The sequence below is a fragment of the Dyella telluris genome (genome assembly GCF_014297575.1).
Classification (GTDB): Bacteria; Pseudomonadota; Gammaproteobacteria; order Xanthomonadales; family Rhodanobacteraceae; genus Dyella; species Dyella telluris.
In genome coordinates this window covers 3,689,718-3,710,665 of record NZ_CP060412.1, presented here as the reverse complement: position 1 = coordinate 3,710,665, position 20,948 = coordinate 3,689,718, and the positions used below count along the sequence as shown (strand labels likewise).

Annotated in this window: 13 protein-coding genes; 5 read left to right on the top strand and 8 right to left on the bottom strand. The window is 64.4% G+C overall.

From position 1 onward, the window contains the following. The first annotated feature begins 62 nt into the window (after positions 1-62). Both H8F01_RS16305 and H8F01_RS16300 read left to right on the top strand, forming a co-directional pair. Positions 63-335, top strand: coding sequence for a hypothetical protein (locus H8F01_RS16305; RefSeq protein ID WP_238481015.1), 273 nt, complete (start codon positions 63-65; stop codon positions 333-335). 231 nt (positions 336-566) lie between these two features. Beyond that, positions 567-2,174: a carboxyl transferase domain-containing protein gene (locus H8F01_RS16300; protein WP_187056113.1), complete on the top strand. Its 1,608-nt coding sequence runs from the start codon at positions 567-569 to the stop codon at positions 2,172-2,174. Positions 2,175-2,999: 825 nt separating this feature from the next. Here the strand turns inward: H8F01_RS16300 and H8F01_RS16295 are convergent. The 7 genes from H8F01_RS16295 to H8F01_RS16265 all read right to left on the bottom strand — a co-directional run bounded on the left by H8F01_RS16295 (position 3,000) and on the right by H8F01_RS16265 (position 17,393). Continuing rightward, positions 3,000-5,051, bottom strand: coding sequence for an enterotoxin (locus tag H8F01_RS16295; RefSeq protein ID WP_187056112.1), 2,052 nt, complete (start codon positions 5,049-5,051; stop codon positions 3,000-3,002). 110 nt (positions 5,052-5,161) lie between these two features. Further along, positions 5,162-8,176, bottom strand: a complete 3,015-nt coding sequence (locus H8F01_RS16290) for a glycoside hydrolase domain-containing protein (protein ID WP_187056111.1) — start codon at positions 8,174-8,176, stop codon at positions 5,162-5,164. Between the two features lie 93 nt (positions 8,177-8,269). Beyond that, positions 8,270-11,011 carry a DUF5107 domain-containing protein gene (locus H8F01_RS16285; RefSeq protein ID WP_187056110.1) on the bottom strand — a complete coding sequence of 914 codons (2,742 nt, stop codon included), beginning with the start codon at positions 11,009-11,011 and terminating at the stop codon, positions 8,270-8,272. Between the two features lie 125 nt (positions 11,012-11,136). Beyond that, entirely contained in the window at positions 11,137-14,130 is a 2,994-nt protein-coding gene (locus H8F01_RS16280; protein ID WP_187056109.1) for a TonB-dependent receptor, read from the bottom strand. 226 nt (positions 14,131-14,356) lie between these two features. Next, complete coding sequence (locus H8F01_RS16275) at positions 14,357-15,289, bottom strand: 1-phosphofructokinase family hexose kinase (RefSeq protein ID WP_187056108.1); 933 nt, start codon at positions 15,287-15,289, stop codon at positions 14,357-14,359. Then, a complete protein-coding gene (locus H8F01_RS16270; RefSeq protein WP_187056107.1) occupies positions 15,286-16,212 on the bottom strand; it encodes a carbohydrate kinase family protein in 927 nt (308 codons plus the stop codon). The genes H8F01_RS16275 and H8F01_RS16270 overlap by 4 nt, the downstream gene beginning before the upstream one ends. Continuing rightward, positions 16,209-17,393: an SIS domain-containing protein gene (locus H8F01_RS16265; protein ID WP_238481014.1), complete on the bottom strand. Its 1,185-nt coding sequence runs from the start codon at positions 17,391-17,393 to the stop codon at positions 16,209-16,211. The genes H8F01_RS16270 and H8F01_RS16265 overlap by 4 nt, the downstream gene beginning before the upstream one ends. Before the next feature lie 82 nt (positions 17,394-17,475). Between H8F01_RS16265 and H8F01_RS16260 the strand changes: the two genes are divergently transcribed. The 3 genes from H8F01_RS16260 to agaR all read left to right on the top strand — a co-directional run bounded on the left by H8F01_RS16260 (position 17,476) and on the right by agaR (position 20,738). After that, entirely contained in the window at positions 17,476-18,393 is a 918-nt protein-coding gene (locus H8F01_RS16260) for a class I fructose-bisphosphate aldolase (RefSeq protein WP_222615673.1), read from the top strand. A 14-nt stretch (positions 18,394-18,407) separates the two neighbouring features. Next, on the top strand, positions 18,408-19,667 hold the full coding sequence (locus tag H8F01_RS16255; protein ID WP_238481013.1) for an amidohydrolase family protein: 1,260 nt from the start codon (positions 18,408-18,410) through the stop codon (positions 19,665-19,667). Positions 19,668-19,934: 267 nt separating this feature from the next. Beyond that, entirely contained in the window at positions 19,935-20,738 is an 804-nt protein-coding gene (gene agaR / locus H8F01_RS16250) for a transcriptional repressor AgaR (RefSeq protein WP_187056105.1), read from the top strand. A 20-nt stretch (positions 20,739-20,758) separates the two neighbouring features. Here agaR and H8F01_RS16245 read toward each other — a convergent pair whose 3' ends face one another. Then, positions 20,759-20,941: a hypothetical protein gene (locus tag H8F01_RS16245; protein ID WP_187056104.1), complete on the bottom strand. Its 183-nt coding sequence runs from the start codon at positions 20,939-20,941 to the stop codon at positions 20,759-20,761. Positions 20,942-20,948 lie beyond the last annotated feature (7 nt).

Genomic DNA, 20,948 nt, shown 5'->3' with positions numbered 1-20,948 from the left:
TTTCCGCGAAAGCGCTATTAATACGCCCGCCAAACGGCATTCCACGGCAAAGGAGATTCACCATGAAGTTCACGCGTACCCTTCTCGCCTCTGCGCTCGTCGCGCTGCTGGCGGCTTGCAGCAACGGCGCGCAGGATTCCGCGCAGGACGCTCAGAAGTCGGCTGACCAGGCTCAGCAGGCTGCTGACCAGGCTCAGAAGGCTGCTGCTGCTCCGGCAGAGCAGGCTCCGGCCGCAGCTTCGACCGCTGCTGCTGCTGCCCCGGCCGAACAGCCGGCGCCGACCCCGGCTTCGACCGCTGCTGCTCCGGCTGCCGCTTCGACCGCTGGTCACTAAGTACACTCGTGTACTTCAAAAAACCGGCCGCCTCTGGCGGCCGGTTTTTTTGTGCCCTCGAAAAGCGGGGACACCATGGCCGCTCGCCTCCTGCGCCCATGAAAAGCCACGAACACCCGACTTTTCCCCGCCCAGGCAATACCTTGCCCGGTTTCATGCTGCGACGCCGATTTAGCCTCCACGCAGGGGCCGCTATCATCCGGGGCTCCCCTCGAACGGCAGCTTGAGCTCATGAGTGTCATCGCATCGCAGATCGATCCCCGCTCTCCGGACTTCCAGGCCAGCAGCGCGCAGCTGAAGGGGTTGGTGGACGACCTGCATCGCGAACTGGCGCGCAGCGCCGAGGGTGGCGGCGAGAAGGCCCGCGACAAGCACACCGCCCGTGGCAAGCTGCTGCCGCGCGAACGCATCCGCGCCCTGCTCGACCCCGGCTCGCCGTTCCTGGAGCTCTCACCGTTGGCCGCCCACGGCATGTACGAGGATGCGGCCCCCGCGGCCGGCATCATCACCGGCATCGGGCGTGTCAACGGTGTTGAAGTGGTGGTGGTCGCCAACGACGCCACGGTCAAGGGCGGCACGTACTTCCCGATGACGGTGAAGAAGCACCTGCGTGCGCAGGAAGTCGCCCTGGAGAACCGCCTGCCGTGCATCTACCTGGTCGACTCCGGCGGCGCCTTCCTGCCGCTGCAGGACGAGGTGTTTCCCGACAAGGAGCATTTCGGCCGGATCTTCTACAACCAGGCCCGCATGTCCGGCCTGGGCATCCCGCAGATTGCCGTGGTGATGGGCTCGTGCACAGCCGGCGGCGCTTACGTGCCGGCCATGAGCGACGAAACCATCATCGTGCGTGAACAGGGCACCATCTTTCTGGGCGGCCCGCCGCTGGTGAAGGCCGCCACCGGCGAGGTGGTCGACGCCGAAGCGCTGGGCGGTGCGGATGTCCATACGTCCGTGTCGGGTGTAGCGGACCACTACGCCGAGAACGACGCCCACGCGCTCTCCATCGCGCGTGACATCGTCGCCAGCCTCAACCGCAAGAAGGACATGCCGCTGGCGCTGCAGGCCCCGTCCGAGCCGCTGTATGCGGCGGAGGAGCTGTACGGCATCATTCCGCAGGACAGCCGCCGCCCGTTCGATATCCGCGAAGTGATCGCGCGCATCGTCGACGGCTCGGCATTCCACGAATTCAAGGCTCGCTACGGCAAGACCCTGGTGTGCGGCTTCGCGCACATCCACGGCTATCCCGTGGGCATCATCGCCAACAACGGCATACTGTTCTCCGAGTCCGCACTGAAGGGCGCGCACTTCATTGAACTGTGCAACCAGCGCAACGTGCCACTGGTGTTCCTGCAGAACATCACCGGCTTCATGGTCGGCAAGAAATACGAGAACGCCGGCATCGCCAAGGACGGCGCCAAAATGGTGACCGCCGTGGCCTGCTCGCATGTACCCAAGTTCACCGTAGTCATCGGCGGCAGCTTCGGCGCCGGCAACTACGCCATGTGCGGCCGTGCGTACGGCGCACGCTTCCTGTGGATGTGGCCCAACTCGCGCATCAGCGTGATGGGCGGTGAACAGGCCGCCTCCGTGCTCGCCACCGTGCGCCGCGACGGCATCGAAGCCAGCGGCAAGGCGTGGAGCGCCGACGACGAAGAAGCCTTCAAGGCCCCCATCCGCGACCAGTACGAACGCCAGGGCCACCCCTACTACGCCAGCGCCCGCCTGTGGGATGACGGCATCATCGACCCGGCCGACACGCGCCGCGTGCTGGGCCTGGCGATTTCCGCTTCGCTCAATGCGCCGATTGAGCCGCAGCGGTATGGCGTGTTCCGGATGTAACGCGACCGGCATCCCACCTGCTGCAATAGCGGGCGTTATCAGCCCCTTCCGCAACGGGGAGGTGTGGGCAGCCGCTGCATAATTCGAGACTGGCTTCGCGCGGCAGGCGGCATCCTGGCGGTAATTCCCAATGCGATGACCGATCAACGACGCCACTGGACCCCGGCATACGCCGGGGTGACGGACCTTATTCTGTCGTGAGGTTGGATCCCGCCGCCCTCTCCAAATGGAGAGAGGACGAGCGACAGGTGATGTTCAATGTGAACCACCAAGTGGCAAGGAAGGATGTGCCGCGCAGCGGCACGACGCTCCGCGTTAAGTCCTCTGCGCTTCGGCGCGTTGCGAAGCGCTACGCGGTACCCGCTGTGTAGAGGCGGAGGTTGTCCCGCAACAACGTTCCTCAGCCCCACCGGGCTTTTTCCCCCGTAATGCTGCCAGCCTTTAAGGCCATTTTCTTTGGGTTACTTTTCTTTTGGGCCAGCAAAAGAAAAGTGACTCGGCCTCCGGCAGGAGGTCGAAACGCCTCCGCTGCGTAAGCGGCAACCTGGCGCCTGCGTGACTACCGAAGGCCGAGAGCAAAGGCACTGGATGACCAGCCCTTCGGCAGTTGAAAAACGCCTCGTCGGGATAACGGCTAAAGAACGAACCGGTGAGGCGAGCACCCGCCCCTCACCCCAACCCTCTCCCCGGAGGGGAGAGGGAGATGCGGCGTGGCGCATAACGGCAGCGACCAAAAAGAAAGGCCTCGTCTTTCGACGAGGCCGGGTCCCTCGATACGACGGGACCAAAGGCTGGCGAGGGGGGGATGCCAGCCGCAGGGAACCCTCAGCGAACGGCTTCGGGTGTCAACTCCAGCGTCAGCACCTGGAACGGTGCCAGCGTGATCGTGTTTGGCTGATCTGCATCGAACGACATGGCCGGCTTGCCTGCGTCCTCCTTCCACGGACTGCGCGCAGTGAATCGACGCGCTGCCCCCGGCGGAAGCTCCAGCTGGCGCCCAAGGTCGATCACCATCAGCTGTGCCTTGTCACTCGGATTGCGCACGGTCAGGATGGACTTCGCAGGTGTCCACGCCGCCCAGCCATAGGTGTCGAGCCGCCCGGGATCACCACCCATCCAATGCACGTCCTTGAGCACGGCTGCATTGGTCCGCGACCAGCGTGCTGCCTCGGCCAGCACATCCCAGTCCTGCGTCGAAAGCAGGTCCGGGGTGATGTACATCTCCTGCAGCTGCGTGCCGGCGCCGAAATACGATCGCACTTCGTTGGCGAAGTCGTGGCCCGGGTCAGTGTTGAGCCTGCGGTTTTCCTTCGCGTAGATGATGCCGTGGAGCATCAGCGAGTTGAGCGGGTACAGCGGACCTTTCTCCACGATGTTGTGGTAGGTCTCGCGATCGCGATAGGTGATCCAGCGTTCGCGCTTGGTACCCACGCCGGCCAGGTCATCGTCTTCGCCGTCGCGCCAGATCGAATCGGCGTAGCGCAACCAGAACGGCGACGCCATGGTGCCGGTGGTGAGGTTGATGTAGAGATCCGGCTTCGCCACGCGCAGGTCGTCGATCAACTGGATGGCCGCATCGAAGTCGCTGCTGAAGCGACTACCCGGAAACACCTTGTCGGCATTGCCGGTGCCGTCGAACTTGAACTGGTTGATGCCGTCGTTCTTCACCAGGTCCATCACGGCGTCGTGGAAGCGCTGGTAGTACGTCGGACCCGAGAGTGCCAGGCCGCCATCGATGATTTCGTACCCCGCGGCCTGCCCGTTCTTTACCCGCTCTTCCTTGGGCTTGCCGTAACCGCCCCACGGCGACAACCACATGCCGGGCGCGGCGCCGTATTTCGCGGCGGCATCGCGCAGCGGCACGAAGCCGTGCGGGAAATCCTTGCTGAAGTGCCAGCTGCCACTGCGATCGTCCCAGCCGTCGTCGAACAGGTAGGAGTCGAGCGTGACGCCGCGCTTGACCTTCAGCTCCTCGCCGAAGGCACGGATGCGATCCAGTGCCTGCGCCTCGGTATAGGGCGTGAAGTAGCCGATGTCGTACCAGGAGTTGTAATGCAGGAAGGTGCGGTACGGATGCGCGCGCTCGCGTTCGACGTACGTCAGGAAATCGCGGCGAAGCTGATTGTCATGCGTAACGCCGACCACGGCGGAGTACGTGATCGACTGTCCCTTAGGCAAGGGAAGGCCACGTTCGATCCACAGTTTCACCTGCTTGCCGTGCACTTCGCTGGATGACAGCGGATGCTCGAAACCGAAATAGTCGTGGCCTGCCACAATGGGCGAACCCGGCACCACGCCGACGACCTCGGCGTCTTCTGCCTGGGCCTGCAGCAACGCGACCTTCTTGATGTTCTCATCCTGTTTCAGGGCGGTAATCGTGACCACGGCGCGGAGATAATCGGAACCCTCGCGTTGTACCCACTGCCAGTCGATACGGAAGCGACCGTCGGCGTCACCGAAGGTCGCCTCGACCGTCTTGCCGGGCGAACGCTCTGCGAGGCGCGATGCCCTGGCATTCGCCTTCAGCTTGCTGGCCCGCGGCGCCGAGATCATCTTCAGCTGTGCCATGCCGAGCTTGCTGCCATCGGCCATGGTCAGTTCCACCGGGACGGTCACCGGCAGGTCCTGATGGTTGGGCTGATCGGCCAGCACCATCTCGGCGAGCTTGCCATCGGCGACCTTCCAGCGGGCAACGATGCTCTCGTTGCCAAACTGGTAAGCATCCCCCTGATGTGAAAAGGCCGCCGCCTTTCCGTCCGCTGCCGCCGCCGTGCCCGTCATGCCGGCCAGCAGCAGGCACGTCAACAGTGCGCGTCCCCTTGAAACGTGTGACCTGCCGGTAAGCCGCTGGATGCCGCCCATCTCATTCCCTGCCATGTTCCTACCTGTGCGTTGTGCCAGGACCCAAACGCTCGGATGTCGCCCGCGCTGGGTCGTTGGCAATGAGTCGATCAACGGGCCCCTTCTGGAAGGCCCCTCCCCCCACGTCACTTCACCATGATCAGCCAGCCCTTGCCCGGCTCCACCGGAATCGCGTCGTCAGGCTTGAACGCCGCCGCTGGCTGGAAACCTTCCAGCGCCGGGGCCACCAACGTCACCTTGCCCGGCTTCAGGCCCAGCGCCGTCCAGTCGATGGTCAGCTTCACCTTGGTGGCCTGCGGTGCCCACGATGCCAGTGCAATCAGCGTGGCGTCACCCTTGCGCACATAACTGGTCACCAGCACATCGTCGCGCCCCGTCTTCACCGGCGTGTCATGCACCCACCAGCCCACCATGTCGGACTGCTCGATGCCGAAGCTGTCCCACAGCTTCCACAGGGCGTGCAGGTCACTGTCCTTGGCCCCACCCTCGCGCGACCGGCGAGTCATGCCGAACAACATGCCACGCCACGGGTTGCCGTCGTTCTGCAGCATCTCGCCCATCAGGCCATACGGAATACCCGACATCTCGGTAAGCCAGTAAGCCGGCGAAGTCTTCTCATAATCGAAGTACTCGCCAAACCACAGCCGGTCGAGGTAGGGGAACAATTCCATGTAAAGGAGCGTGCTGCTGTTGTGGCCATCACGTTCGTTGTACTGGTTGGCGGAATGCAGGTCGATCAGCGGATCAGGGCGGCGGGCCTGCAGCACCTTGCGCACACGCTTCATGGTGGTGCGGTCATAGGCCACGTCGTCGAGGTACAAGCCATCGATGCCCACGTTGCGGGCGAGCCAGTCCAGCCCTTCGATGTAGTAGTTGTGCCAACGGCTCTGCCCTGCATTGATCACCGACGCATCGCGATTCTGCGGCACATGCCAGGCGGCGATGTAGTCACCGTTCATGTGTTCCTGCAACCACGAAAAGCCGCCACCCTTGCCACTGCTGATCACTTCGTGCCCGAGACTTTCCAGCATGGGTAGTTCCGGTGCACGGTCGGAGAGCTCGCGCACGGTGTCGTAGATCTTGACCTTGATGCCGCGCTGGTGGGCCGCATCGACATACGCGCGCATCGCATCAACCTCCAGAAACGGATAATTGATCCATGGATTGATCGCCGAGGCGTGGTGGATGTTCACCACACTGGCGCCATCGGCCTTGACCGCATCCACATCCTGGTTCCCGTGGAAGTAGCGGTTGGCAAAATGCTTCGCCGGCTCGATGGTCTTGAACGGCGTCACGCGCAGGACCACGTCGTAATGCAGCGTCTCGCCTGCTGCCATCTGGCGTGGGCCGCCATAGGCCTCGACCCGGTAATCGTTGCCCTCGCGGTGCAGCCGCACGCCGCCCTGTCCGTGGTTGTCCCACGATACCGGCATGCGCAGCGGTTGCTGATGGTAGAAGTTGGTGTTGAGCGGACGCAGGTAATGCTCGTCGCGCAGGTGGAATTCCAGTCCGGCATTGACCGTGCCGAGCCAGGCGCCGTCCTGGTTGTTCTCGACGTTCCACTTCCACTGGAAATCGTCGGGCGCCGCATCGCCCTGCCGCCCCAGGCCCAGCTGGTAGCGCGCCACCTTGTTGGCCAACGGCATCGTCAGGCGGACATCCTTCAAGGTCGTGGCCTGCGTGGCGGTCAGTGCGATGGCATAGGTCAGCGTGCCGTCCGCTTCCAGGCTGGCCTTCACTTCGGCCTGAAGAGGACCGGCGTTGCCAGCCACCTGCCAGTGCACGCGGGCGGGCCCGTCCTGTTGCACGGCGGGGTGTCCCGCAGACGACAACGGGTGTGTGCCGGTGGCGTCCTCCACGGTGAACGCGATGGGCGCGGCCAGCATCGTGGTGGCGCGATCCGCGATGCTCGTCATGCGCTCGTCGAAGCGGCTGCTGATCTGTTCCGGCAAGCCGTTGGCCGCAAGCGCAATGTCGCGTCCGAGAATGCCCAGCGTATCGCCCCGTACCGTGATGGCGGTAAACGGCTTCACCAGTTCGTCGTCCTGCGCCAGGGTGGAATTGAGCCAGCGAAGGCGCGTGAGCTTGAACGGGTCATCATCACCATGGGCAACGGCCTTCCCGTTGCCTACGGTGATTTCCACTGGCACGCGCTGCGCGGCCACGCCTGCCGCAGTCACGGTCACCTCGCCCCGATAGACCCCGGGCTTTGCCGTGGCGGGCACGTCCAGCCCCATCCACAGCGGTTGCACACGGCCTGCAGCGACGTCGACGCGTGTGGTGAAGGGCTGGCCGGCATAGTCGATGCCGCCCAGGTTGAAACAGGTGAAGGCGCCGGCCGGGAGAACGTCTCCCTGGGCATCACGCAGGTCGCCGAAGCTCACCTGCAGGTTGTCCACGTTGCCGACAGGCGCCCACGCGCCGAACTGGAAACTCAGGTATTCACCAGGCAGCGCACTGTCACGCAGACTGCCACCCGGGCCACGCTTCGCCCAGCTTTCGGGTAATGCATCGAACATGCGGATGGGATTGGCCCGGGTCTCCGGGAAGATCCACAACCGCTGCCCGGCATGGGCCTTCAGCAAGGCCTGCATTTCCGTGGGCGTCGCCGTGCGCTCCATCGCCGTGTACGCATCGAAGTCATCGACCGCTTCGTAGTTCAGCAGCGTCGCGCTGGGCAGGCGTCGCCATGCACCGGCGTCCGTACCAACCTTTTGCGCCCAGGCCGGGTCGGCCGTGTCGCGCACTTCCGCATAGGTCACAGTGGGGTAGTTCGCCCGACCGGCGTTGACGTATGGCTGGTAATACACCGCATACGTACCCGCCTTGCTGGCCTGGAACACCAGCTCGCCGCTGGAGCGATCGATCGTTCCGCGCCGCACGTTGGCAACGGCCTGGCCATCGGGCCCGGTGACAATAACGTTGACCTGTTCCGGGTGCGCATCGCGGCGGCGCCATGGAATGACCACATGCACGGCGTCCGCAGGCTTGGCCACCTGCACCAGGTAGCGGTGGTTACCCAGTTGATCGGCGTTCCAGCGCAACGTCGGTGCGGCTCCGTTGGCCGCATTCAAGCTGCCGCAAACCGTCAAGCCGAGCAGAACGCCGGCCATGATGCTCAGTGTCTCTTGGTGCTTCATCTCTATCCTCATGGATGAAACGGGCTGCACACAACTCCATGCACACAGCCCATGTCATGGCGCCAATCCGCCAGGAAAACATTCAACGCGCTATCAGTGCTTTCCAGAGCTTGGCGCCAGCGGGGCGGCACCCTCTTCAGCGGGGAGAAAGTGCTGCATCAGCAGATCGTCGGCCTTTGCATCCTGCCCGCTTTCACGAAGCACCTTGACGTACGCACGCACCACTTCGTCGGGCATGTCCGCATGGGCGGGGAAGCGTTCGAACATGGCCACTCGTTCGGCGTCGGATTTTCCAAGCGCCTGCATGGCCCTGTTCATCCCCACGTACAACGCGGGGTTTGCAGGATCCACCTTGAAACCGTGCTCGAACGCCTTGGCGGCCTCGGCCGGCTGGTGCTTGATGTCGAGCAGTGCGCGGCCCCTGTCGGCATCCAGCGTTGGCGTGTCGGGCCGGAGGCTGGCCGTGCGGCGCCATTCGTCCAGCGCCTCATCCACCCTGCCCGTGGAGAACAGCAACGTGCCCAGCAGGAAGTGTGCGGAGGCATCGGACGGGTTGGCGGCGATCGCCGCACGCAGCACCGTCATGGCAGACGGCTCGCTCGGAAAGACATAGGCAAGCGACATCCGCGAGGCGTCCTGCCAATCCTTTCTGCCCGACTGTCCAAGCTGCTCGCGGACAAAGCCCCGGTAGTAGGCAAGCATCGGGTGCTTGCCCACCGGCAACTCGCCCGGCTCGCGGTGAAGCGCGGGGACATCCGGATAGGTGTGCGTCAGCAGGGTGAGCGAGTCGGCGTAGAGGCCCAGCTGGTTGTACTGGATCACCAGTTGAAGAATCCGGTTCGGATCCGCCGCCAGATGCGTCTCGAGATCCGGCATGGTGGAACCGAGCTTCGACAGCTCGTTCTTCAGGAATGCACTGGTCGGAAACTGCGCCAGCGATGCCTCCGCCAGCGTCCGCGCATGATCGGTCTGGCCGGTGCTGCGTTCGAGCGCGATGCGATCTTCCAGGCAACGCTGCACGCTGGACGGGCCCACCGGTTCGGGGCAGATCCCGGCAAGCACGTTCTGCGCATCGAGCACGTCATGGTCGCTCGCCAGCAGCTCGGCCAACACCACGCCGCCGGACGTGCGGTAGGAAGGGTCACGATAAGCGGCCTCGAACTCGACGCGCGCAACGTTTCGATGACCCAGTGCGGCTTCCGCGATCCCCCGGTAATAGCGGGTCTCACCATCCGACGTATCCCGGTCTTCCGCCTGCTTGAGCAGGCCAGAGGCTTCCTCGAAACGAAAAAGGCTCACGCCAAGCCGGCCCTTGGCCTTCAGAAGGTCCGCGCTATCAGGTGATGCGGCGAGCCCGTCGGTATAGATATCCCACGCATCGAGCAGGTTGCCATTGAGTTCCTTGTCCCGGCCCCGCTCAAGATAGGCTCCCTTGGGGGAGGTATAGGCAGGCTGTGCGCCGGCATGGACCTGATCCTTGGGCGTCCAGTCGTACTTGCCTTCGGTCTGCGTCAAGAGAACCTGATGATCCTTGTTCTCCAGGGTGAAGGTATACGGCGCATCGGCGGGCCGGATGTCGAACGCGTGCGACCAGGTTTTCGCGGGATCCAGAGACACCGTCTGGTCGAACACGATAGCGTCGCCCTTGCGCACCATGATCCGCGCATCGGCCATCTTCGCATTGGCGTTGAGCGCCACTGCCAGGGTGTCCTTGCCGTTCTTGCCGGCCACTCTTGCCATGGACACTACGCCATGCAGGTTCGCACGGGAGATTCCGCCGATCTGCCGCACCGGCATCCAGTACTCACTGAATCGAATGGTCTGCTGGGGCTCAAGGAAGCCGTAGGTTTCCTGGTTGCGGAACAGCCCGTTCTGCATCTCGATATAACCGCTGTCGTTGTCGGACAGCGCCTTGTGCCACGCCAACCCCTTGGCATCGGCACCAAAGCTGAAAACCTTCTTGGCCGGCAGGTCGGCGAACTCGGCGTAATGCACCACGCCCGCATCCGTGTGAGGGTGATAGATGCCCGTGAACGGCTCCCTGCTCTCGTGGAAGAACTGCGACACCGGGCCGTCCAGATGATTGCCGACGATGCTCAGATCACGCCCTTTCCCGTTCACCGGCCAGGTATCCACGTAGGTGAAACCATGGCTCGCCGTGAATTGCGTGGGATAGTAAATCTTCGAATCGTCCCAGACCTGCACGCCGGCGTTGTTCCACCAATAGAACCGGTGCCTCAGATCGTCGGGATTGGAAAGCGTGACTTTTTCCTCGAGCACCGTGCTGCCCGGGCGGAGCACCAGCTCAACGCGCCATTCCATGCCATAGACCCGGTCCCGGTTACCGACGACGATCGATGCACTGCCATCGGGCTTGCTGCCATACGAGTAGTCGACCGGGGAAAGCGTGACCCAGTTGTGCGATACCGGGAAGTTGAACTCCACGCCGAACGTGGCCCACACACCGCGATAGCCAATGAGGGCCTTCTTGATCGTGGGATTGGCATAGAACATCGGCTGGCCGTTGATCTTGTCGATGCAGGTATAGATGCGACCGCCAAGATCGGGCAGGACCGAACACCTCAGGTATTCGTTCTCAAGAAACAGCGCGCGGTAGTCCTGCTTGCTCTCGGTCGCGCGAACCACCCTGCGCATGGTGTACGGGTAGTTGAACCGCTCTTTGTCTTTCCCATAGATGTCAAAGGGCGGATTTTCATCCGGCGCGCCCTCATCCGACGTGGGCATGGACAGGTTGCCCTCCCACACTTTCACCTGGGCGTGGGCGCTCAGCGCAGGCAGGAGAAGACCCAGCAGAAGTCCGGTACGCAAACGCATGTTCAACCCCTCATGATCCTTATGGGATCTGTTTCACTCTCATGCAGGCCTCATCGGGCCGCCATCCGGCCGAAGCCGGACGGCGCCCCTTCCTGCACGACACCACGACGCGCGGATATCCGCGGTCAGTAGTCGTAGGTGACACCCAGGCGCACATAACGTGGCGGCTGCGACGTGAGCGGCGTGCCATACGCCGGGTTCATGGTGCCGGTGGTGTCGGTGTACAGCGTGCTGTTCACACCCAGCGGCACCTGGCTGTTGGTCACGTTGAACACGTCCAGGCTGAAGCCCAATTTATGCTGGGCAAACTCAGGCCGGTAGTGCACGCCAAGGTCGAGCTGCTTGATCCACGGGAGGCGACCGGACGCTCCCGGCGCCGAAGGTTGACCGTTGCACCAGTGATAGCTGGAACCGTAACCATCCGGATCGTTGGTGCTGGTGTTGAACGGATCGCTGCCATACAGGCCATAACAGAACTTCGGACCGCCCGACATCAGGCTCAGATTGGCGGACACCATCCACTCGGGCGTCACCTGGTAGTAGCCAAAGGCCTTGATCTGATGCGTATGGTCGTTGCCCTGCGGGCCGCCGCCGTAGTACATCAGCTCCGGATAGTCCCACTGGGTGTTCTGCGTGCCGCCCGCACTGCCCTGGCTCGATTGGCCCCAGCCTTCGGTGTTGCCGTAGCTGCGCGAGAAGGTGTAGTTGACCTTGCCGTACCACGTGCCGTCGAAGGGATGCTCCAGATATCCCTCCAGCCCGTAGTACTTGCGCATCATGGCCGGGAAACGCATCTCGGCATTGGTCATGCGTACGTCGTGGAACACGCCGCTGGAATCACGGATCGAGAAGGTGTTGGCCACGCCGGGATTGATGTAGTAACACGAGGCATTGTTGGTGGCGTCGGCCCCCACCACACCCTGCGCGGCCGCCTTGGCGAACACCGTGTCCGTATCGCAGTAGTCGTCGATCTGGTTGCGCAAGATGCGCAGCGTGAGCTTGCCGCCGTACACCCAGTTCGGTCCGGCGGTCTTGGCGAAGCCCGCCATGAATTCATCCTGGCTCATGGCCTTGATGTTCTTCACGGTGACCGTGCGCGGATCGAACACCTGGCCATAGAAGTTGTTGCTGGCCACGGGACCCGCCACATAGGTCAGGCCGGTGGGCGTTCCATCGGGTGCGATGCCGCTGTAGGTGTAGTACTCGCGGGTGCGCAGCACACCATTGGCGATACCGCCCGGCGACAGCGGCGAACCGAGGTTGTAGCGGCCTGCATTGCCGAACACCTTGAAGCTGCCGTCACCGTTGACGTCCCAGCTGAAGCCCAGGCGCGGTGCCCACTGCGGCGAGGTCTGCCGCATATAGGCCTGGCCGAGCTTGTTGTTGTTGGTGAAGCCGTCGTTGCGCAGGCCCAGCGACAGCAACCAGCGGTCGTTGACCTGCCACAGGTCTTCGATGAACTGCGCGTTCTGCACCGACGTCAGGTTTCCACCGTCCACGTTGATGTACTTCTGCACGTAGTAGCCGCCAGCACCATTCGCGTAGCCGCTCAGCGCGGGGACGCCCAGGCTGGCATTCAACGGCTGGTCGGGATGGCTCGTGTAACCGTAGATCCAGTTGTAGCCGGGACCGGACGTGATGTTGATGTGTCCGTTCGCGCTGGCCCGCAGATTGTCGATACCCGCGGTGAGCGTGTGGCTGCCCAGCACATAGGTCAGGCTGAGGCGCAGGTTGGTGGTCTTGTTGTTGGCGTTGGGCGTGGGCGCGTACCGCAGCGTCTGCTCGCCGATGTTCGGCACACCGCCGTTGAGGTCGGGATTCTGGTTGGTGGCGCCCGAGATGTAAGCCAGGTCCGGGTTGTAGCCGGGCACCTGGTTGTAGAGATAAGTGGTCATCTTGCCGTACAGCGCCGTGAAAGTGAGGCTGTCGGTGAGATAGCTGGTGAACTTGCCTGACCACATGGTGCCGCCGGTCTGGTTGGACTGGGCCTGGCCGTTGAGGCTGGTGTCATGCAGGGCGTTGTAGTCGTAGTTGTACATCGTCCCCGACGTCTTGTAGACGTCGGACGCACCGGTCACTTCGAGCAGGTTGCTGTCGGTGATGTTCCAGTTGACCTTGGTGTACCACTTGGGCGTCTTGTATGTGTAGTGCGTATTGGTGCCCGCGGTGACATTGCCCACCGCGTTGCCTTGCTGCTGCTCCATCTCGGCGGAGGCGAACAGGAAGAGACGGTCCTTGATCAGCGGACCACCCAGGTAGATGTCGTAGGTGGAATGCCAGGCGTTGTTCTGGTTGTTCGGGCTGTACAGGCGCCCGGCCACCGGGGTGGGCGGAAGGCCGTTCTGGTAATAGGTGTTGTCCTGGCTCGCGCGCAGCGACGACGGCTCGTAAAGAAACTGCCCGCCGAAATGCCAGTCGTTGGTACCACTCTTGCCGACCATGTTGAGTACGCCGCCATCACTGCGGCCGTACTGGGCGCTGTAGCCGCCGGTGTAAACCTCTTCCTGATCGATCGAGCCGTAGGGAAGCGTGATGCCGCCGTTGGAGCCCATCGGATCGGTCGTGTTGAATCCGTTGATGTAATACGCGTTCTCGGTCACCGACGATCCGCCGAAGCTGATCAGCGGCGAGCCATTGATACCGGATGCGCCGATGGATGAGTTGACCGTACCGGGCGCCAGCAAGGCGGCCGCCTCGGCCGTGTGCGGCAGGGGCAGCTTGGCCAGCTGTTCCGCCGTCACCACGGTGCGCGAATCCACCGTACTCACGTCAATCGGAGGCAGTGCATTGGCCGACACGGAGACGCTTGCCAGCTGCTTGGCGTTCGCCGTTGCGCTCGCAGCCGCCTCGCCGCCAAAGGAAACGTCCACGCCGGCGCCCACTTTCAGCTGCACGTTGTCACGGCGCTGCACTTCCTTGCCGTCGTGCATCACGGTGACCGAATACGTGCCGACCGGAAGCTGTGTCGCGTTGTAGCGGCCCTGGCTGTCGATATTGACGCTGCGCGTCAGGCCGACGCCATTGTTGAGCACCACCGTATCGCCCGCCTGCGCGGGGATGCGGCCGTAGATGTTGCCGGTAGTCGACTGACCTTGCGCGGCCATGGATACCAACAGCATTCCCAACGCTGCAGCCAGGCCAGTTTTCCGCAGTACGCGGGCTTCATTGGATCCCATAACACGCTCTCCCCAATCCGATCAGTTCATAGGTGGATAACCGCGCCCCATTCCGCGCGTTCGAACCCTCGTCGTCTGCTTCTTTCACCTGAACCCGCCACTGCCTTCCCCGCAGCACGAGCCCTGAAACACCCTTCCAACCGTCATGCGTCACCTGCACGCATGCGCGTCACCCCTCGAGCGACCTCACGGTTACCTGCTCGAGCAGCGTCTCCACGCACGTGCGTCGCACGTAGCCGGTTTCCTCTTCCATCGCATTGGCCACACCGCATGCCACGCCCAGGCGCAATGCCACCTCAAGCGGCTCGCCACGCTTGCGCGCCACCGCCAGCCCGGCCAGAAAACAATCACCGGAGCCCACCGCATTGGTGCTGTGGGCCAGTTCGACCGAGGCATGCCATGCCACGCGCCCATCAAAGGCCACTGCGCCTTCCGCACCGAGCGTCACCACCGGCTGGGCGATGCCCCGCGCATACAGCGCACGTGCCACGTCTGCCGCGTCACTCAAAGTGCGCACCGCACGACCGGCGAGATCGGAGGCTTCGTCACGGTTGGGCTTGATCACGCCGGGCTGTGCATCGACGGCCTGGCGCAGTACATCACCGCTGGCATCCACCAGACAGGGCATGCCGTTGCCATTCGCCTGCCACACGATGCGTGCATACGTGTCGCTTTCGAAACCGCGCGGCAGGCTGCCGGTGAGCACCAGCACCTCGCTGTTGTCGAGGCAGCGATCCAGTGTTCGCAGCAGTTGTTCACGCGCAGCAGTCGTGAGCAGCGGGCCGGGATCGAGCACCTCGGTCATGCGGCCATCGCGCTCGCGCAATGCGAGGCACTGGCGCAGGTCATCGCTGATCTCCACGCCGTGGAACAACACGCCGCGCTCGCTCATCCGGCGCGTAACGAAGTTGCGATGCGCAGCATCGATCAGGCCTACCAGTTGCACCGGCTCGCCCAGTGCGGCAATCGTCTGCGCCACATGCACGCCCTTGCCACCGGGATAGCCCTGCACGGCGCTTGCCCGCTGCACGGTGCCGGGCTGCAATACGTCCAGCGTCACCAACCGGTCGATGGCCGTGTTGAAGCCGCCGACCGTGATCACGCTGCCGCCCCCAGCAACACGCGCACGTCAGCCTCGCTGCCTTGGCAGGCCGTGCCTCCGATACCGCGCGTGGACAGCGAGCCGCAGGCGCTGCCCCAACGCAGGCATTCACGCAACGGAAGACCCTGCCGCCAGGCATGCAGGAAACCGGCGTCGAACGAGTCACCGGCACCGGTGCTGTCCAGCACATCGACGGCATGCGCCGGTGCACTGAGTGGCCTGCCATCCGGTTGCAAGGCCATGCAGCCATCGCTGCCCAGCTTGACCACGGTAAGCGTGTGTCCATTGCGCAGCGCATGCAGCGAGGCGAGCGCATCAGCCTCTCCACTGATGGCGCAGGCCTCGCGTTCGTTCGGCAGGAATACGTCGACCAGCGGCAGCAATTGGACCAGCTCCCTGCCCCACCGCTGGTGTGGATCGAACCCGGGATCGAGCGACACGGTGAGTCCCGCGCGCCGCGCTCGCTTGAACAGTGCGCGCAGCCCGGGACGCAGCGCGTCCTGCAGGTAATACGAGGAGACGTGCAGGTGGCCACACGCAGCCAGCTGCGCATCGGCAATCATGTCGTCGCGCAAGGCACCGATGGCACCCATGTAGGTAACCAGCGCGCGGTCATGCGATGACGACAGCGCTACCGTGATACCGGTCTGCAGCGAGGCGTCGCGCGTCACGGCGGATACGTCGATGCCTGCGTCGCGCATGGCGTCGATGCAGTAATCGCCCCAGCCGTCCGCACCGGTCACGCCGGCGAACGCCACGGAGTGGCCCAGCCGGGCAAGCCCCATGGCGCAGATCATCGACGAGCTGCCCGGCCCCTGGCGGAAGCCCGAGGCCAGCACTTCGCCACCGAATTCAGGCAGGCGTCCGCACCCGGTGAAGACCAGGTCGACATTGATCTCGCCGGCCATCAGCAGCGGCTTCACGCGCCCTTCTCCGCGCCGTGGATGGCGAACGCTTCGACCACGCGCGTCAGCACGCCCTGCGACGGTGCATCCGGTTGCTGACCCAGCGACAGGCAACGGAACAGCGCGAGCAACTGGCCCGCCACCACGTGCACCATGGCCTGCTGCGCTTCGTCCAGCTGCGAGAACCCGGGCAATTCGACGGCCACATCGCCAGGGCCGATCACATCGGCAGGAATCGCCTCGCCCACCACGATGCGCACGCCACCGAGCTTCTTGCGCGCGATCTCGCGCAGCAGGTCGAGCTCGTAGGCGCGCACGGCCGGCACGCTGGAAAGGAAGGCCACCACCGGGCACGGACGATCCAGCCAGGACATCGGCCCGTGCCGCAGGCCCAGATAGGTTTCGCACATGGCACTGACGGCGCCGCCGGACATTTCCAGCATCTTCAGCGCGGCTTCGCGCGCCGCACCGAAGGCGGCGCCACTGCCGAGATAGAGCGCGGCATCGAAGTCGCCCGCACCTTCGCGCGCCAGTGCATCGCCATGGCGCTCGAACAGATGCGTGGCGATGTTGGCGGCGAGGTCCGCCAGTCCCGCATCGGTGTTGCCCGCGTGGGCCTGCAGCAGGCCGGTGCCACCCAGTACCAGGTTGGTGAAACTGCTGGTCATCACCAGGCTGCGGTCATTGGTGCGCGGCGAAAGCTGCAGCACGTGCACGCGCGGCTCGTGGCGATAACGCGTGGCCAGCTGTCCCTGCACATTGCAGGTCACCACCAGATGCCGGTACGCGGGCTCCGCCTCCAACACCTGATCCACCACGCTGGCGCTTTCCGGGCTGTCGCCCGAACGCGCAATGGACACGAGCAGTCCCCGCCCATGGGGCAGCGTGCCGCGCCGATGCGTCAGCAGCGTGCCGGCGGCGATGGCCTGCGCGGGAATGCCCAGACCGGCCTGCAGCACCGGCGCCAGGCATTCGCCCACGTAGACCGAGCTGCCCGAACCGGTGAGCACGATGTTCTGCGGTGGCGTGGCGAGCAGTTCGCCCAGCATGCCCCGCGCGCCGGCATCGACCAGCCGCGAGGCAGTGTCACGCCACGTATCGGGTTGCTGAAGGATCTCGCGCAGGGTGTCGGCATAACCGCGTCGCGCCTGTTCGGCGGGCGATGCGGCTTTCAGCGATTCCAGCGTCGGAAAAGTCATGGCGGGTTTGACAGGCATGGTCATCTGATGAAATATGATGTAAAACGAAATAACACGAAACCTCAATCCCAAGGTATTCGAAATGAAACACAAGTTGCAAGGGCCATCGATGACATCCAGCCGACTCGCTTCGCTCCCCCTCTCCCATGGCAAGCGCACGCGCCTGTGGCGCCTGCTGTATGGCAGCGGCCCGCGCAACGGCAGCCTGCTGGTGCTGCCGCTGGATCAGGGTCTGGAACATGGCCCCACGGACTTTTTCCCTCACCCGCCGGCTGTCGATCCGGGCTATCAGTTCGAGCTCGCGGAGGCCGGCGGCTTTTCCGCCATTGCGTTGGGCATTGGCCTGGCCGAGAAGTACATGGGCGAGTACGCCGGTCGCGTGCCGCTGATCCTCAAGCTCAACGGCAAGACCAATATCCCCAGCGATGCGGAAGCGACCTCGCCGCTGTTCGCCTCGGTGGAAGACGCCGTGCGCCTCGGCGCCGAAGCCGTGGGCTACACCATGTACGTCGGCTCGCCGCGCCAGCACGACGAATTCCGCCAGTTCGAAAAGGTGCGCCAGGATTGCGAGCGCTACGGCATGCCGCTGGTGGTGTGGTCGTATCCGCGCGGCAGTGCGATCAATGCCAAGGGCGGCACCAACACCTTGTACGCGCAGGATTACGCCGCCCGCGTGGCGCTGGAACTGGGCGCGGACATCGTGAAGCTGCACGAACCCAATGACAGCATCGCCAACGTGCCGGCCCCGTACGACAAGCTGCAGGAAGACGCCGCGGCGCGCTGCGCCCGCGTGGTGCGCTCGGCGGGTCGCACGATGGTGCTGTTCTCCGGCGGCGAGAAGAACGATGACGATGCCGCCGTGCTGCGCAAGGTGGAGTTCTACATGCAGAGCGGCGCGAGCGGCGTGATGTTCGGCCGCAACATGTGGCTGCGTCCGTTCGACCAGGCGGTGGCGCTCACCCGCCAGGTGCACGACATCATGGCGCGCTATCCGGGCTGATCGGGACACACACCATGCATGACGCGCCCTTTCGCGCCCGGCGGCGATTCGACCTGGATCGTCGCCACCTGCTCTCCGCCACCCGCACGGGTTGCGGTTGCTGCGCGCCGCCGATGCTCGGTGGCGGCAGCAGCGGCAAGAACCCCTTGCAGACCGTGGCCACTCCGGAAAGCGAAGCCCTTCGCCTGGCCGAGTTCAAGCCGCGCAGCATGCTGCACGTACCGGTGACGCGGGTGGAGAAACCCGCGTTCTCGGTGATCGACGTGCACACGCACCTGAGCTGGATGAGCGAAACGCGTAGCGGCGTGTCGCTGGGCGAAGCGATGACCTACTTCGCCGATCCTGCGGAGCTGGTGGCACTGATGGATCGCAAGGGCATCCGCAGCATGGTCAACCTGACCGGCGGCACCGGCAAGGGGCTGGAGGAAACCATCGCGCGCTTCGACGCGGTGGCGCCCGGCCGGTTCCGCACCATGACGGAACCCTCGTTCGCCCTGTTCACCGAAACCGATTACCCGCGCCTGCAGGCCGAAGCCATCGAGCACGCGCACCGTATCGGCGCCGCCGGCCTGAAGCTGCTGAAGACGCTGGGCCTGTACCTGCGCGAAGGCATCGACCAGGGCGAACTGGTGGGCGTGGACGACGCCCGCTTCGATCCGATGTGGGAAACCTGCGCAGCACTGAACATGCCGGTGTTCATCCACACCTCCGATCCGGAGGCGTTCTTCCTGCCCGGCGACAGCGCCAACGAGCGCTACGAAGAACTGGCGAAGCATCCGGACTGGTCGTTCTACGGGCCGGAGTATCCCAGCCACCGGGATCTGCTGGCCGCACGCAACCGCGTCATCGCACGACACCCGGCGACCACCTTCGTACTGATGCACGTGGGCAACCAGGCCGAAGACCTGGCCACCATCGCCGAATGCATGGACCGCCACGCCAACGTGCACGTGGACATCAGCGCACGCATCAGCGAGCTGGGCCGCCAGCCACGCATGGCGCGGCGCTTCTTCGAGCGTTACCAGGATCGCATCCTGTTCGGCACCGACGCCGTGCCGCCGCCTTATGGCAACGACGTGCCCCAGCAACTACTGGGTGATGAGCTGTACGAGATCTACTACCGCTTCCTGGAAACGGAAGACGAGTACTTCGACTACGCCCCGGCCGCCGTGCCGCCGCAGGGGCGCTGGTCCATCTATGGGGTGGGCCTGCCACCGGAGATCCTGCGCAAGATCTACCACGACAATGCGGCGCGCATGCTGGGGATGGATTGATCTGCCCCGTTGCCGGTGCAGTGGCACGACGCGCCGAAGCAGGGCCGATAAGCCCTGCGCTTTGGGCGTCTGTTCAAAACGTGCCCGTGGCCTGATCATTGCCTCGCCGTCATCCCAGCGATAGCGGGGATCCAGCGACGGGGCCCTCGCGGCAATCGGCAAGAACGGAAGGCACTGCATCCCAGCTTACGCCGGGATGACAAGCAAGAAGCGCACGCCGGGCTGCTTCATCCAGTACCGGAAACACGCAACATCAGGACAGGATCCATGACGACTCGACGCAAGGCCGCACCCGCCCCGCCGAAACTGCTGGTGGAAGAACGCCGTCGCCGCATCGTCGAGCTGGTCCATCAGAAGGGCCGCGTCACGGTGGACGAGCTGGTGGCGCTGTTCGGCATTTCCGCCGTGACCATCCGCGCCGACCTGGAAGTCCTGGATGGCGCCGGCGCCATCAGCCGCTCGCACGGCGGCGCCCTGCCCGCCGCGGCCCAGCTGGACACCCCGCTCAACATCAAGGAAACGCGCCACCACGCGCAGAAGCTGCGCATCGGCGAGGCCGCGGCAGCCCTGATCGAAGACGGCGAAACCATCATCCTCGACTCCGGCTCCACCACGGCGGAAATCGCGCGGCGCATCCGTCAGCGCAAATGGACCTCGCTGACGGTGATCACCAATGCGCTGAACATCGCGATGGAGCTGTCCGCCCTGCCGGCCGTACGCGTGATGATGCTGGGCGGGCTGCTGCGCCAGACGTCCTATTCGCTGGCGGGCCCTGACGCCGAACAGGCCTTGTCGCGGCTCTCGGCCGATCGCCTGTTCCTGGGCGTGGATGGCCTCGATCCGGAGGTGGGCGTGACCACGCCCGACCCGCTGGAGGCTTCGCTCAATGCACTGATGATCCGCGTTTCACGCCAGACCGTGGCCGTGCTGGATGCCAGCAAATTCGGCCAGCGCAGCCTTTCGGTGATTGCGCCGGTCGGCGATCTCGATCTGGTGATCAGCGATGCCGCCGCCCCGGCCGAACACGTCGAGGCGCTGCGGGGCAAGGGCGTGAAAACGCTGCTGGTGTAAACGAGGGCTCAGGCCGCTCGTCAACGCGGAACGCGCAGCTGCGAATTGCGCAGCGCCTCGTCGTGCTCCACTTCGTCGTGACCGGCGATGTCCAGCGTGTCCTGCACGCCGTGGCCGCTGGGGTGGTGCATGGTGGGCGGCACGGTGATGTCGGAGGTATCACCATCCGGCACGGCGGTATCCATCGGGGGAATATGCTGCATGGGGCAC